The sequence below is a fragment of the Cupriavidus alkaliphilus genome (assembly GCF_014191175.1).
Taxonomy (GTDB): domain Bacteria; phylum Pseudomonadota; class Gammaproteobacteria; order Burkholderiales; family Burkholderiaceae; genus Cupriavidus; species Cupriavidus alkaliphilus.
In genome coordinates this window covers 113,662-127,122 of the sequence record NZ_JACHWE010000002.1, presented here as the reverse complement: position 1 = coordinate 127,122, position 13,461 = coordinate 113,662, and the positions used below count along the sequence as shown (strand labels likewise).

Annotated in this window: 13 protein-coding genes; 6 read left to right on the top strand and 7 right to left on the bottom strand. The window is 69.3% G+C overall.

All coding sequences use genetic code 11. From position 1 onward, the window contains the following. Window positions 1-226: 226 nt before the first annotated feature. Both FHX60_RS07220 and FHX60_RS07215 read left to right on the top strand, forming a co-directional pair. Window positions 227-1,216 (top strand): LacI family DNA-binding transcriptional regulator, encoded by a 990-nt coding sequence (locus FHX60_RS07220; protein WP_311728075.1) that lies wholly within the window; start codon window positions 227-229, stop codon window positions 1,214-1,216. A 73-nt stretch (window positions 1,217-1,289) separates the two neighbouring features. Further along, complete coding sequence (locus FHX60_RS07215; RefSeq protein WP_112775083.1) at window positions 1,290-2,264, top strand: Bug family tripartite tricarboxylate transporter substrate binding protein; 975 nt, start codon at window positions 1,290-1,292, stop codon at window positions 2,262-2,264. Between the two features lie 141 nt (window positions 2,265-2,405). On the opposite strand, the gene FHX60_RS07210 is transcribed toward FHX60_RS07215, so the two are convergent. Next, window positions 2,406-3,467, bottom strand: a complete 1,062-nt coding sequence (locus FHX60_RS07210) for a vWA domain-containing protein (RefSeq protein ID WP_183282920.1) — start codon at window positions 3,465-3,467, stop codon at window positions 2,406-2,408. Between the two features lie 74 nt (window positions 3,468-3,541). On the opposite strand from FHX60_RS07210, the gene FHX60_RS07205 reads away from it, so the two are divergent. From FHX60_RS07205 to FHX60_RS07190, 4 genes are read left to right on the top strand one after another with little or no spacing between them, the layout of a single operon-like run. Then, on the top strand, window positions 3,542-4,462 hold the full coding sequence (locus FHX60_RS07205; protein ID WP_112775081.1) for a S1C family serine protease: 921 nt from the start codon (window positions 3,542-3,544) through the stop codon (window positions 4,460-4,462). An 11-nt stretch (window positions 4,463-4,473) separates the two neighbouring features. Beyond that, window positions 4,474-5,484: an AAA family ATPase gene (locus FHX60_RS07200; RefSeq protein WP_092312951.1), complete on the top strand. Its 1,011-nt coding sequence runs from the start codon at window positions 4,474-4,476 to the stop codon at window positions 5,482-5,484. Next, window positions 5,465-6,478 (top strand): DUF58 domain-containing protein, encoded by a 1,014-nt coding sequence (locus tag FHX60_RS07195; protein ID WP_112775080.1) that lies wholly within the window; start codon window positions 5,465-5,467, stop codon window positions 6,476-6,478. Before FHX60_RS07200 ends, FHX60_RS07195 begins: the two co-directional genes overlap by 20 nt. Beyond that, window positions 6,475-7,545, top strand: a complete 1,071-nt coding sequence (locus FHX60_RS07190; protein ID WP_183282919.1) for a VWA domain-containing protein — start codon at window positions 6,475-6,477, stop codon at window positions 7,543-7,545. The genes FHX60_RS07195 and FHX60_RS07190 overlap by 4 nt, the downstream gene beginning before the upstream one ends. An 18-nt stretch (window positions 7,546-7,563) precedes the next feature. Here the strand turns inward: FHX60_RS07190 and FHX60_RS07185 are convergent, their stop codons facing one another. The 6 genes from FHX60_RS07185 to FHX60_RS07160 all read right to left on the bottom strand — a co-directional run bounded on the left by FHX60_RS07185 (window position 7,564) and on the right by FHX60_RS07160 (window position 13,408). Beyond that, window positions 7,564-8,160: a hypothetical protein gene (locus FHX60_RS07185; RefSeq protein ID WP_183282918.1), complete on the bottom strand. Its 597-nt coding sequence runs from the start codon at window positions 8,158-8,160 to the stop codon at window positions 7,564-7,566. Between the two features lie 119 nt (window positions 8,161-8,279). Continuing rightward, window positions 8,280-9,296 (bottom strand): transketolase family protein, encoded by a 1,017-nt coding sequence (locus FHX60_RS07180; RefSeq protein WP_183282917.1) that lies wholly within the window; start codon window positions 9,294-9,296, stop codon window positions 8,280-8,282. After that, window positions 9,293-10,138 carry a transketolase gene (locus FHX60_RS07175; protein WP_183282916.1) on the bottom strand — a complete coding sequence of 282 codons (846 nt, stop codon included), beginning with the start codon at window positions 10,136-10,138 and terminating at the stop codon, window positions 9,293-9,295. The genes FHX60_RS07180 and FHX60_RS07175 overlap by 4 nt, the downstream gene beginning before the upstream one ends. A gap of 50 nt (window positions 10,139-10,188) precedes the next feature. After that, window positions 10,189-11,517, bottom strand: a complete 1,329-nt coding sequence (locus tag FHX60_RS07170; RefSeq protein WP_112775075.1) for an MFS transporter — start codon at window positions 11,515-11,517, stop codon at window positions 10,189-10,191. Window positions 11,518-11,601: 84 nt separating this feature from the next. Beyond that, window positions 11,602-12,351, bottom strand: coding sequence for an SDR family NAD(P)-dependent oxidoreductase (locus tag FHX60_RS07165; protein ID WP_183282915.1), 750 nt, complete (start codon window positions 12,349-12,351; stop codon window positions 11,602-11,604). A gap of 169 nt (window positions 12,352-12,520) precedes the next feature. Further along, window positions 12,521-13,408, bottom strand: a complete 888-nt coding sequence (locus tag FHX60_RS07160; RefSeq protein WP_183282914.1) for a LysR substrate-binding domain-containing protein — start codon at window positions 13,406-13,408, stop codon at window positions 12,521-12,523. Window positions 13,409-13,461 lie beyond the last annotated feature (53 nt).

Genomic DNA, 13,461 nt, shown 5'->3' with positions numbered 1-13,461 from the left:
TATGGGGAAGACAAAAACTGCATGGGCGAAATCTCCGCCAATTTGCAAATGAAAGCGCTTTCATAAAAGACTAGCCGGCGAACGGCGAAGTGCAAGGCAGGGTTTTCCCGCAGCCGCGCAGGGCAAGCCACCGTCCCGGGCCCTAGTCGTGTGTAGCGCACAGATCGGCGACAATGGCGCAACGGCAACGAGGACAGCAAACGTGCGGCGGACCAGACTTGAAGACGTGGCGAAACTAGCGGGAGTATCGATGGCGACGGTGTCGCGGGCCCTGTCATCGCCCTCGCTGGTGCGGGAAGACACCCTGCAGCGGGTGCGCCAGGCGATCGACGCGCTCGGCTATGTCCCCGATGCGTCGGCGCGCACGCTGGCATCCGGGCGTTCGCGCACCGTCGCCGCGGTGGTGCCGACCCTGGACAACGCCATCTTTTCCCATGCGATCCAGGGCATGCAGCAGGTGCTGGCGGCCGGCGGCTACCAGTTGCTGCTGGGCTCGCACAACTACGATCCCGACACCGAGACCGACGTGGTGCGGGCCCTGTCCGAGCGCGCGGTCGATGCCATGGTCCTGGTCGGTGCCGACCATGCCCCTGACACGCTGGCGCTGCTGCGGCAATCCGGCACGCGCACCATCCTGACCTGGTCACTGTCCAGCCAGTACCCGTGCATCGGCTTCGACAATTTCGACATCGGCGCGCAGGCCGCGCGACATCTGTACGACCTGGGCCACCGCCGCCTGGGCATGATCTCAGGCATCGGCGCCCATAACGACCGCGCGCGGCTTCGCACCGAAGGCTTCCTCGGCACGCTGCGTGCGCTGCGCGCGCCGCTGCACCCCGGCGCCGTCTGCGAGCAACCCTACACCTTCGCCGGCGGCCGCGTCGGGTTGCGCGCCGTCCTTGCCCAGGCCCCGGCAACGCCGACGGCGATCTTCTGCGGCAACGACGTGCTCGCGCTCGGCTGCCTGTTCGAGGCCACGGCCATGGGCCTGGACGTGCCGCGCCAGTTGTCCATCGTCGGCTGCGACGACCTGCCGATCTCCGCCGAAGTCACGCCCGCGCTGACGACCATCGCGCTGGAAAGCAGCGAACTGGGCCGGCAGACCGCGCTCGCGCTGCTGCGCTGGCTGCAGGACGGAGTCGAGCCGGGCCGGATGGAAATGCCGGTCGCGCTGGTGCAGCGCGGCACCACCGCGCCGCCGGGCGAGCCAGGCTAGGATGCCCGCGGCTTCACCCGGGCCGGCGCGGCGAGCCAGCGCCGGCCTTCGCACAACCCTGAGGAGACATGACTTGACAAGCCCATACCGATTCACGCTGGGCCTGCTTGCCACGGCAGCCCTGGTCGCTGCCGGCCCGGCCGGCGCACAAGACCCATGGCCCGCGAAAACCATACGCTTCGTCGTGCCGTTCGCCGCGGGCGGCGCCAATGACCTGATGGCGCGCGCGGCCGCCGAAGGCGCCAGCAAGGCGCTGGGCCAGACCGTGCTGGTCGAGAACCGGCCCGGTGCGGGCGGCACCGTGGGCGCCGACCTGGTGGCCCGCAGCGCGCCGGATGGTTACACCTTCCTGATCAGCGCCGCCGGCGTGATTTCCAACAGCATGATCAAGAAGTCGATGCCGTTCAAGGACGACGCGCTGGTGCCGGTGGCGATGATCGGGCTGGCGCCGTCGGTCATCGTGGTGCCGAAGAACGCGCCCTACAAGGATCTGCGCGACTTCGTCGAGGCCTCGAAGAAGGGCACCGGCTTCAATTTCGCCACTGCGGGCACCGGCAGCACCCCGCATTTCGTCGCGGAACTCCTCAACGTGAAGTACGGCGCAAGGTTGCAGCCCGTGCCTTACAAGAGCGGCTCGGAAAGCACCACGGCGGTGCTGGGCGGCCAGGTGGAAGGCACTTCCGAGGCCAGCATCATCGCCTTGCCGCATATCGTGCACGACGGCAAGTTCAAGCCGTTGGCCACCACGTGGACGCAGCGCATTTCGGCCTACCCGCAACTGTCCACCGCGGTGGAGCAGGGCTTCGCCGACCTGCAGATTGCGCACTGGGCCGGCGTCCATGCGCCCCAGGGCACGCCAGACGCGATCCTCGACAAGGTCGCCGCGGCGGTCGACAAGGCCATGAAAGACCCTGCCGCAGCGGCCAAGCTCAAGCAGGTGGGCATCGAGCCGGTCGGCGGCACGCGCGCGGACTTCATCAAGTTCGTCGACGCGGAACGCCGGCGCCTGGGCGAGATCGTCAAGGCGGCGAAGATGCAGGAGAAGTAGGCGGGGTTGCCGCCTTGCCACGGCTGGGCGGGGGGACTTTGCGGCGGCCCCGGTTCTCGGCCTGCCGCTCCAGGTGCTGACAAGCCCTTCCACGCTCGTCGAGGTGCGTGATGCCGCCATCGCCGCCGCTTGCTGCCGCCCTTACCGCCGGAACCACAACATCGACAACCCGCACGCCACCGCCAGCAACACCACCGCCGCTGCGGCGAACAAGGCACCCAGCTCGGTTTCCCTGCGCTCCAGCGCAAAGCGCGCGCTGAGCTGGCGGTAGACCTGGCTCAGGTCGGCCGCCGAGCCCGCGTGGAAGTACTCGCCGCCGGTGATGGCGGCGACCGCGCGCAGCGCCGGTTCATCCAGTTGCATGAAGTAGGCCAGGCTGGACTCCGGCGCGGTCGTGACCTGCTGCGAGCCGAAGCCGACGGTGTAGACGCGCACGCCACGCTGGGCGGCCATGCGGGCGGCGTCGAGCGGATCCGGCCCGGTGGTGCGCCGGCCGTCGCTGAGCAGGATCACCGCGCCGTGCGGGTACGAGCCGGGCTGCGCGGCCTGCTGGTTCTGTTCGCGCCGGCGCGCGGCATCGGCCGCGGCGGCCTCGTCGAGCGAGGCGCCGCGCCCGGCGCGGTCAGAGCGGCTGCCGAACAGGATCACTTCGAGGTCGATGCCGTCTTCGGGAAACAGCACCGCCAGCGCCTGGAACAGGCCGCTGCCGGTGGCGGTGCCGCGCTGCAGCTGGAAGCGATCGATCGCGTCGAGCATGTCTTGCCGGTTGTCGGTGGGGGGCAGCACCACCGCCGCGGTGCCGGCGAAGGAGACGATGCCCAGCCGCACGCTGGCCGGCAGCCCCACGACAAGGTCGCGCGCGGCCTGCTGGGCGGCGCTGATGCGGTTGGGCGGCACGTCGGCGGCCTCCATGCTGCGCGAGGTGTCCATCGCCAGCACCAGGGTCACGGTGTCGGCCGGCAGCGTGATGGTGGCGCTGGGGCGCGCGCAGGCCAGCAGTGCCGCGGCCAGCGCGAGGAAGAACAGCAACGGCGGAATGTGGCGCCGCAGGCGTTGGCGCGGGCCGAGCGCGGCGCGCGGCAATGCAAGGCTTGCATACAGCAGCGCGGCCTTCTTGCGCCGCGCGAGCAGGTACAGGTAAGCGGCTGCCAGCACCGGCAGCGCAAGCAGCAACCAGAGCATCTGCGGCCAGAGAAACTGCATGCCCTGCTCCTTGGCGCGTGGGTAAGAGGATGGTACTGTATTTTCCACGGCGGGACGGGACCTCGGGGGCTGCGATGAAACGGGTGACGATCTACGGGTGGGTCTCGGCGGCCGTCGCGCTGGTTCTTGCCGCCGGCGTGGGCTCGGCGTGGCTGTTGCAGCCGAAGGCGCGCGCGCTGACGCAGAAGGACATCGACGCGGCCGTGCTGCACACGCTCGAGACCAAGCCCCTGCCGTCGCGCACCGCCATGGCGGCCGAGGCGGTGCGCGAATCGGTAGTCGAGATCCGCAACTACCCCGCGCCCGAAAAAACCGCCGATGCGGCTTCCGCGCCGCAGGCCGGGCGTGACGCCCCGGCCCCCTCGCCCGAAGCCTCGCCCTCGACGCCCTCCGGCCCGACCGCCCCGCCCCTGCCCAACGAACGTCCGCCCGGCAACAGCGCCGAGAACAAGCCCGAATCCCGCCACATCGGCTCGGGCGTGGTGGTGACCGAGCGCGGCGTGATCCTTACCAGCCTCCACGTGATTGCGGGGGCGCGGCGCCTGGAACTGACCTTCCACGACGGGCACACGTCCGAGGCCACCGTGCTGCAGACGATTCCCGAAAAGGACCTGGCGGTAATCCAGGCCAGGTCGATACCCGACGACCTGCCCGCGGCAACGCTGGGTTCCAGCCGGGACCTGATGCCCGGCTCCGAAGTGGTCGCGGTGGGCTTTCCGTTCGGCATCGGGCCGTCGGTGTCCGCCGGCGTGGTGTCAGGGCTGGACCGCGAGTTCGTCGCGTCGGACAACAAGCGGACCCTGGACAAGCTGATCCAGTTCGACGCAGCGGTCAATCCGGGCAACTCGGGCGGCCCGCTGGTGAACATGAATGGCGAGGTGGTGGGCATCGTCACCGCCATCCTCAATCCGGGCAACAGCGGCACTTTCATCGGCATCGGCTTCGCCACCACGATCGAAAGCGCCGGCGTATCCATCGGAACTTCTCCTTTCTGACGCGGGGACCTATGAACGACCAAGCCAGGGGCGCAGCCGACAGCGCCAACTTGATGGAACGCCTGCTGTACGAGGTGAAACGCGTGGTGGTCGGGCAGGACCACTTTCTCGAGCGGGTGCTGGTGGCCATCCTGTCCGGCGGCCACCTGCTGGTGGAGGGCGTGCCGGGGCTGGCCAAGACCCTGACCGTCAACACGCTGGCGCGGACCATGAGCGGCACCTTCAAGCGCATCCAGTTCACCCCTGACCTGCTGCCGGCCGACCTGGTCGGCACGCGCATGTACAACCAGGGCACGGGCGAGTTCTCCACGGTGCGCGGCCCGGTCTTTGCCAACCTGCTGCTGGCCGACGAGATCAACCGCGCGCCGGCCAAGGTGCAGAGTGCGCTGCTCGAAGTCATGCAGGAAAAGCAGGTCACCATCGCCGGCGAGACCCATCGCGTGCCCGCCCCGTTCCTGGTCATGGCGACGCAGAACCCGATCGAGACCGAGGGCACCTACCCGCTGCCCGAGGCGCAGGTCGACCGCTTCATGATGAAGGTGCTGGTGGGCTATCCGTCGGAAGAGGAAGAAGTGGTCATCGTCAACCGTGTCACCGGCCCGCGCATCAGCGTGAGCGCGGTGGCCACGCCCGAGCACCTGACCGCGCTGCAGGAGGCCTGCCGCAAGGTGTATGTCGATCCCAGCCTGGTCCAGTACGCGGTGCGCGTGGTCGCGGCCACGCGCAAGCCGGGCGACTATGGCCTGGCTGACCTGGACCGCTACGTGTCATTCGGCGCCAGCCCGCGCGCCACCATCGGCCTGGTCGAAGGCGCGCGCGCGCTGGCCTACCTGCGCGGCCGCCACTACGCCCTGCCCGAGGACCTGGCCGACCTGGTGCCGGACGTGTTGCGCCATCGCCTGTCGCTATCCTACGAGGCCATGTCCGACGGCGTGACGGCCGACCAGCTCATCACCCGCATCTCGCAGGCGCTGCCGGTTCCCGAGCGGCCCATGGAATCCCATGTTCGGGCGGCGGACTAGGCGGCGCGAGCCAGACAGCGCGCCCGGCGCCACGCCTGGCGCCCCCGCTGTCGCGCTTGCCGGCGTCGGCGCAGGCCAGACCGACGCCCTGCTGCGGCGCCTGGAATGGACCGTGGTGCGCCGCCTCGACGGGCTGCTGCAAGGCGACTACCGCACACTGTTCCGCGGCTTCGGCCTGGACCTGGCCGACCTGCGCGAATACCACCCCGGCGACGACGTGCGCCACATCGACTGGAACGTGACCGCGCGGCTGCAGACGCCGCATGTGCGCGAATACCAGGAAGACCGCGAAGTCGCCGCCTGGTTCTTGCTGGACCTGAGCGGCTCGATCGACTTCGGCTCGGGCAGCGTGCGCAAGCGCGACCTGCTGAGCGACTTCACCACCGTGATGGCGCTGCTGCTGACGCGCTATGGCAACCGGGTGGGTGCCGTGCTCTATGGCGGCGCAGCCGACACGGACGCCACGGTGGTGCCGGCGCGCGCCGGGCGCCGGCAGCTGCTGCACCTGCTGCACCGCATGCGCGCCACGCCGGCCGCATCGCCGGGCGACACCCGCCTGCGCGACCTGCTCGAACGCGCCCGCGCGGTGGCAAGGCGGCGCTCGGTGGTGTTCGTGGTATCGGATTTCATCAGCGCGCCGGGCTGGCAGGCATCGCTGGGCATGCTGGCGCGGCGGCATGAAGTGGTCGCGGTGCGGCTGGTCGATCCGCTGGAAACCGCGTTGCCGGACCTGGGACTGGTGGTGCTGCAGGATGCGGAGACCGGCGAGCAGTTGTTCGTCGATACGCATGACCCGTCCTTCCGCAAGCGCTTCGCCGCCGCCGCCGAGGCGCGCGAGGCGGAGCTGCGCCAGGCCTTCGCGCGCGCCGGGGTGGCGTGCCTGACGCTGTCGACCTACGCCCGGCTCGACCTGGCGCTGCTGAGCTTCGCGCGCCAGCGCCGGCGCCAGCAAGGCAGCGCCAGGGCCGCCAACATCGCCAGGGGGGCCGCATGATCGATGCCATCAGCCGCCTGCCAGTGTTCAGCTTCCTGTGGCCGGGCATGCTGTGGCTGTTCGCTCTGGTCGGGGGGCTGGCGGCGGTCTATGTCTGGCTCGACCGGCGCAGGCGGCACGCGGCCGTGCATTACCCGGCGCTGAAGACGGCGGGCATTGCCACCCGTGGCGGCGGCGGCTGGCGCCGCCACGTCGCGCCGGTGCTGATCCTGCTGGCGCTGGCCGCGCTGATCGCGGCGATCGCGCGGCCCCAGGCCGTGATGATGCTGCCTTCGCGCATCGAGACGGTGGTGCTGGTGATGGACCTGTCGGGCAGCATGCGGGCCCAGGATGTCAAGCCCAGCCGCCTGGGCGCCGCCCAGCGGGCGGCCACCACCCTGCTGGAGGCGCAACCCGCGGGCGTCAGCGTCGGCGTGGTGGCCATGGCCGGCACCGCCGCCGTGGCGCAGGCGCCCACCCGCTCCAGGGAGGCCGTTGCCACCGCGATCGAGCGCCTGCAGCCGCAGGGCGGCACCGCGCTGGGCAACGGCATGCTGATTGCGCTGACCACGCTGCTGCCGCAGCTCACGCCCGATGCCGAGCGGCTGATGAACGACGACACTCCGCCGCCAAGACGACCACGGGCCCTGGCCAATCCGTCCGGCGACAGCGAGCCGGTGCAGCCGGGCTCCTATACCGCCGGCGCGATCGTGGTGTTCTCCGACGGCGAAAGCAACGCCGGCCCGGCCGCGATGCGCGCGGCGCAGCTTGCCGCCGAGCACGGCGTGCGCATCTATACCGTGGGCGTGGGCACCCCCGCAGGCGTGGTGCTCTCGGTCGACGGCTGGTCGGCCCGCGTCAGGCTGGACGAGAAGGTGCTGAAGGAAGTCGCCGACGCCACCAGTGCCGAATACTTCCGGCTGGAGGATGCCACCCAACTGAAGCGGGTGTACCGGGCGCTCAACGCGCGGCTGGCGTTCGACAAGCGCAGCCAGGTCGAGATCACCGCGCTGTTCGCCGCGCTGGGCGCGCTGCTGGCGGCCGGCGCGGGGCTGTTGTCGCTGTGGTGGTTCGGACGCGTGATGTAGCGGGCAGCGGCCGGCAACTCAGCGCGCATTGCGCGGCGTGACCGAGATCGCGATCGCCTCGGTATAGACCGCCTGTACCTGTTCGCCGGCGCGGACCGCCTTCAGCTGCTTCGGATCCGCGACATGCACGTCCACCATCCGGCCCTGCGGGCCCTTCAGCGTCACCATGCCGGTCTTGGTGTCGACCGCCACCACGTCCGCGGTGACCGTGACTTCGCGCCCGACCATGCCGCCCGGCTTGGCGCCGGGCGCGGCGCGCTGCGTGATCTCGCGCTCGCTGCTGGAGCGGATGCCGCTCTGGCGGTTCAGGCTCACCGACAAGGCCTGCGTGTATTCCGCCGTGACCGCATCGCCCACGCGCAGCTGCGCGAAATTGCGCACATCGTCGCCGACCTGCACGTTGGTGAGCTTGCCTTGCTCGTCCTTGAGGGTGATGGTGCGCGTGGCCGTATCGATGGCCGCCACCGTGGCCGTGGCCTTGACCGTGCCGGTGGTGCGCGACGCGCCCACGCCGGAAACCGAGTCGACGCGGGTCTCGGGTTGCGCCATCGCCATGCCGGGCGCGAGGGACGCGGCGGCAAGCGCCGCCGCCACGATGAGCTTGCCGGGTTTCATGCCGTTCTCCCTGGTTCCAAGGTTGCCGTGCGCGATGCCGGCAAGGGGCCGGCGCGCGTGACGGAAAGGCCTGTTAACCATAGCAGAGGGAAAGGCAGTCTGTCGGCCGCGCCCCCGGGCTAGGCGAGCCAGCCCCTGATGGTGTCCGCCATCACGTTCGCTGAAATACCGTAGCGATCGTGCAGCGTAGGCAGCGCCCCGGCATCCAGGAACGCATCCGGCAGCCCGACCTGGCGGAAGGGCACGCACGCGCCGGCGCGCATCAGCGTGGTTGCCACGGCTTCTCCAAGGCCGCCGATGACGCTATGGTTCTCGGCCACCACCACCAGGCGGCCCGTGCGCCGGGCCTCGCGCAGGATGGCATCGGTATCCAGCGGCTTGATGGTCGGCACGTGCAGCACCGCCACGCCGATGCGGTCCTGCTCCAGCGCCTTGGCCACTTCCAGCGCGCGCATGGTCATGATGCCCGACGAGATCACCAGCACCTCGGCGCCGTCGCGCAGCAGCCTGGCCTTGCCGAGCTCGAACTGGTAGTCGTACCGGTCCAGCACCACCGGCACGTTGCCGCGCAGCAGACGCGCGTAAACCGGGCCGGTGTGCGCGGCGATGGCCGGCACCATCTGCTCGATCTCGACCGCATCGCACGGGTCGATCACGGTCATGTTCGGCATGGCGCGCATCAGCGCCAGGTCTTCGGCGGCCTGGTGGCTGGGGCCGTAGCCGGTAGTCAGCCCGGGCAGCGCGCACACGATCTTCACGTCGAGGTTGTCCTCGGCGATGGCCTGGTGCATGAAGTCGTAGGCCCGCCGGGTCGCGAACACCGCGTAGGTGGTGACAAAGGGCTGCGCCCCTTCATGCGCGAAGCCGGCGGCGGCGCCCATCAGCAACTGCTCGGCCATGCCCATCTGGTAATAGCGCTCCGGGAACGCCTGCGCAAAGATATGCAGGTCGGTGTACTTGCCGAGGTCGGCGGTCATGCCGATCACGTTCTGCTTGTGGCGGCCCAGCTCGGCCAGCGCGTGGCCGAACGGGGCGGAACGGGTGGCCTGCCCTTCGCCGGCGATGGAGGCGATCATCGCCGAGGTCTTCAGCTTCGGCTTGGCAGCGGTGGTGGCGGTGGCGATGGTATTGCTCATGCTTGTCTCCCGGCTTCCAGGGCCTGCAGTGCGAGTTGCCATTCGTCGGCATCGACGCGGATAAAGTGGTTCTTCTCGCGCTGCTCGAGGAACGGCACGCCGCACCCCATGCGCGTATCGCAGATGATCATGCGCGGCTGCGCGCCGCGGTGCTCGCGCGCCGCGCGGAAGGCCGCGGCGACGGCGTCGATGTCGTTGCCGTCGACGCGCTGGGTGAACCAGCCGAACGCTTCCAGCTTGGGCACCAGCGGCTCGAACGCCATGATCTGCGTGGACGGGCCGTCGGCCTGCTGGTTGTTGACGTCGACGATGGCGATCAGGTTGTCCAGCTTCCAGTGCGCGGCCGACAGGATGCCCTCCCAGACCGCGCCCTCGTCCAGCTCGCCGTCCGAGAACAGCGTATAGACAAAGTTGCCGGAGCCCTTGCGCTTGAGGCCCAGGCAGCGGCCCACGGCGATGGTCAGGCCCTGCCCCAGCGAGCCGCCGGACATTTCCATGCCGGGCGTGTAGCTGGCCATGCCCGACATCGGCAGGCGGCTGTCGTCGCTGCCATAGGTCTCCAGCTCTTCGGCGGGCAGGATGCCGGCTTCCAGCAGCGCCGCGTACAGCGCGATGGCGTAATGGCCGTTGGACAGCAGGAAGCGGTCGCGCCCTTCCCATTGCGGGTCTGCGGGGCGGTAGCGCATGGCGTCGAAGTAGGCCACGGCAAGCACGTCGGCGATATCGAGCGCCTGGCCGATATAGCCCTGGCCCTGGACCTCGCCCATCAGCAAGGCGTTGCGGCGGATGCGGCAGGCGCGTTCCCGCAAGGACACGTCCTTGTCGGTGGTGGCTTGTTGCATGGTGTCTCCAGCAATCGGTTGGATCAGCATTTCAGGAAAAGGAAGCGGCTTCAGCGGTTCACGGACCTGGCCGGCACCATCAGCACCAGCACGGCACCGAAGACCACGGTGGCCGAGATGAACGCCAGCCCCGCGGTGGACTTTCCGGTCAGGTCGTTGAGCCAGCCGACGATGGCGGGCGAGAAGAAACCGGCCAGGTTGGCCACGCAGTTCACCGCGGCGATGCCGGCGGCGGCGGACATGCCGCCCAGCAGCGCGGTGGGCAGCGCCCAGAACTGCGAGGATGAGGCCAGGATGCCGGCGGCGGCGATGCACAGGCATACCAGCGAGGCGCTCACGCTGCCCAGCAGCGGCAAGGTGGCAAAGCCGGCGGCGGCGACCACCATCGGCACGATCAGGTGGAAGCGGCGCTCGCGGCGGCGGTCGGCGCTCATGCCCACCAGCGGCAGCGCCACGATGGCGCACAGGTATGGCAGCGCGGTATAGATGCCGACCCACAGCGGGTCCGCCACGCCGGCCTTGCGGATGATCGTCGGCAGCCAGAAGGTCAGCCCGTACTGGCCCAGCACCACGCAGAAGTAGATCGCTGCCATCAGCCACAGGCGGCGGTCGGCCATGAAGGAGCGGATCGACATGTGCTCCATCTTCTGCGCGTTGTCGCCTTCGATATTGCGCTTGAGCAGCGCCTTCTCGGCGTCGGTAAGCCAATGCGCCTGGTCGATGCCGTTGTCGAGGTAGTACAGGATCGCCACGCCCAGGCACAGCGACGGCAGCGCCTCGATCAGGAACAGCCACTTCCAGCCGGCCAGGTCGCCCACGCCGTGGAAGGCATGCATGATCCAGCCCGACAGCGGCCCGCCCACGATGCCGGCCAGCGGGATCGCCATGAAGAACATCGACAAGGCCTTGGCGCGCCGCTCCGACGGGAACCAGTACGTCATGTAGAGGATCACGCCAGGCGCGAAGCCGGCCTCGGCCACGCCCAGCAGGAAGCGCAGCACGTAGAACTGGGTCGGCGTGGTGACAAAGGCGAAGCACGCCGAGATCACCGCCCAGGTCAGCATGATGCGCGCCAGCCAGCGCTTGGCGCCGACCCGGTGCAGGATCACGTTGCTCGGCACTTCGAAGATGAAATAGCCGAGGAAGAAGATGCCGGCACCGAGGCCGTAGACGGTTTCGCTGAACTGCAGGTCGCTCAGCATCTGCAGCTTGGCGAAGCCGACATTGACCCGGTCCAGGTAGGCGCCGAGGTAGCACAGCATCAGGAACGGGATCAGCCGCTTCACCACCTTGGCGTAGGTGCGGGTCTCGAAGGTGGCGGAATCGGCGTGCAGCGTCGCTTCGCCGCCAATGGGCGAAGCCGCGTATTTGGTCTTCATCTGTTGTCTCCTGCCTGGCGGCGCCGCGCGGCGGCGCACCGGCTGTTCTCGGGTCCCGCCTCGGTCGGGCGGCTTGGTTCGAATTTAGTGGATCAGCATGCCGCCGTTGACGTCGAGCGTGATGCCGGTCAGGTAGGCGGACATGTCGCTGGCCAGGAACACGCAGGCATTGGCGACGTCGGCGGCGTTACCCAGGCGGCCCAGCGGGATGCCCTTGATGATGTCGGCGCGCATCTCGGGGGTGAGCTTGTCGCCGGTGATGTCGGTCTGGATCAGGCCCGGCGTGATTGAATTGACGCGGATGCCGTCGGGCCCGAACTCGCGCGCCATGGCGCGCGCCAGGCCCAGCACGCCGGCCTTGGCGGCGCTGTAGTGCGGCCCGCCGAAGATGCCGCCGCCGCGCTGCGCCGACACCGACGACATGCACACGATGCTGCCGCGCTTCTGCTCGCGCATCTGCGGCAGCACCGCCTGCGACATGTACAGCGTGCCGCGCAGGTTGACGTCGAGCACGGCATCGTAGTTGGCGGCCTGGATATCGAGCGTGCGCACGGGCTGGGTGATGCCGGCATTGTTGACCAGCGCGTCGATGCGCCCATAGCGCTGCAGCACGGCCCGCGCCGCGCGCTCGCAGGCGGCCTTGTCGGTCACATCGCAGGCCAGGCCGAGGTGCCGGTCGCCCAGTTCGCCGGCGGCGGCCTGCGCCTCTTCCAGGCGCAAGTCCAGGATGACCACGCTGGCGCCCTGCGCGGCGAAGGCCCTGGCGGTGGCCTTGCCGATGCCGCGCGCCGAGGCGGCGCCGGTGATGATGACTACGTTGTTCTCGACCAGCATCTTTGTCTCCTGCAATTGGACTTGGGATGTGTCGAGTGTTGTCGCTGGCGGCCTGGCGATCAACGCGGTCTGCCTCAGCTATTGCTGAGAAATTTTCAAACGTCGGCGACGGGCGCCTCAACGGGCGCCGCCCCGGTCACTTTGCCGGCCATGCCCGGGTGGCGCGCGTTCAGGGCGAAGCCGGCAACTGGCGCTCGAGCCAGGCCAGGAAGCGCGCCACGCGCGGCAGTCCGGCGTTCTGCGCCGGGCAGACCACGTGGTGGCTGCCCACCTCCAGCGCGTGGCTGTCGTCGAACACCGGCACCAGCGCGCCCTTGCGGATCTGCACCGATGCCAGCAGCGTGCTTTCCAGCGCCACGCCCAGCCCCAGTGCGGCCGTCTCCAGCGACATGTAGGAGCGGTCGAAGCTGAAGTCGAAGGTCTTGTGCGACGCCGGCACGCCGAAGCGCGCGAACCATTGTTGCCACTGCACCAGCGGCGTTTCGGAATAGATCAGCCGCTGCGCGAGCAAATCCTCCGGTGTTCGGATCGGATGCTTTTCGAGATAGGCGGGAGAGGCCAGCGGCGCGATCGTCTCGCGCCGCAGCGTTTTCACCTGCAGGTCGCGCCAGTGCGCATAGCCATGCCGGATATCGACGTCGTAGTAGCCGCTGGTGAACGACACGTCTTCATACGAGCACGACAGGTTGAGCTGGATGTCGCCATTGTCGGCCTGGAACGATTCCAGCCGCGGCAGCAGCCACATCAGGCCGAAGCTGGGACTGGAATGCACCCGCAGGATCTCGATGCTGGCCGGGCTGGAAGCGCGCTCGGTGGCGCGGTTCAGGTCCGCCAGCACGCCGGTGATATCGCGCAGGTATTGCTGCCCCACCGGCGTCAGCGCCAGCCCGCGACCCTGGCGGAAAAACAGCGCCTGCCCCAGCGCCTCTTCCAGGTTGCTGATCTGGTGGCTGACCGCGGATGCGGTCAAACCCAGCTCCCCGGCGGCGCGGCTGACGCTCTTGGTTCGGGCAACGCTCTCGAAGGCGATGATCGCCTTCACCGGTGGAATTCGCATGGGCGGCAAGGATCGGCGCGGGAGCGCGCCGGGACACCCTCCCTCCCGATCGC

Bases quoted from the DNA above. Each gene is read 5' to 3' on its own strand.
- FHX60_RS07165 (WP_183282915.1), bottom strand. From the start codon at position 12,351: ATGCTGGTCGAGAACAACGTAGTCATCATCACCGGCGCCGCCTCGGCG.
- FHX60_RS07160 (WP_183282914.1), bottom strand. From the start codon at position 13,408: ATGCGAATTCCACCGGTGAAGGCGATCATCGCCTTCGAGAGCGTTGCC.
- FHX60_RS07200 (WP_092312951.1), top strand. From the start codon at position 4,474: ATGAACGACCAAGCCAGGGGCGCAGCCGACAGCGCCAACTTGATGGAA.
- FHX60_RS07205 (WP_112775081.1), top strand. From the start codon at position 3,542: ATGAAACGGGTGACGATCTACGGGTGGGTCTCGGCGGCCGTCGCGCTG.
- FHX60_RS07190 (WP_183282919.1), top strand. From the start codon at position 6,475: ATGATCGATGCCATCAGCCGCCTGCCAGTGTTCAGCTTCCTGTGGCCG.
- FHX60_RS07170 (WP_112775075.1), bottom strand. From the start codon at position 11,517: ATGAAGACCAAATACGCGGCTTCGCCCATTGGCGGCGAAGCGACGCTG.
- FHX60_RS07180 (WP_183282917.1), bottom strand. From the start codon at position 9,296: ATGAGCAATACCATCGCCACCGCCACCACCGCTGCCAAGCCGAAGCTG.
- FHX60_RS07195 (WP_112775080.1), top strand. From the start codon at position 5,465: ATGTTCGGGCGGCGGACTAGGCGGCGCGAGCCAGACAGCGCGCCCGGC.
- FHX60_RS07175 (WP_183282916.1), bottom strand. From the start codon at position 10,138: ATGCAACAAGCCACCACCGACAAGGACGTGTCCTTGCGGGAACGCGCC.
- FHX60_RS07185 (WP_183282918.1), bottom strand. From the start codon at position 8,160: ATGAAACCCGGCAAGCTCATCGTGGCGGCGGCGCTTGCCGCCGCGTCC.
- FHX60_RS07210 (WP_183282920.1), bottom strand. From the start codon at position 3,467: ATGCAGTTTCTCTGGCCGCAGATGCTCTGGTTGCTGCTTGCGCTGCCG.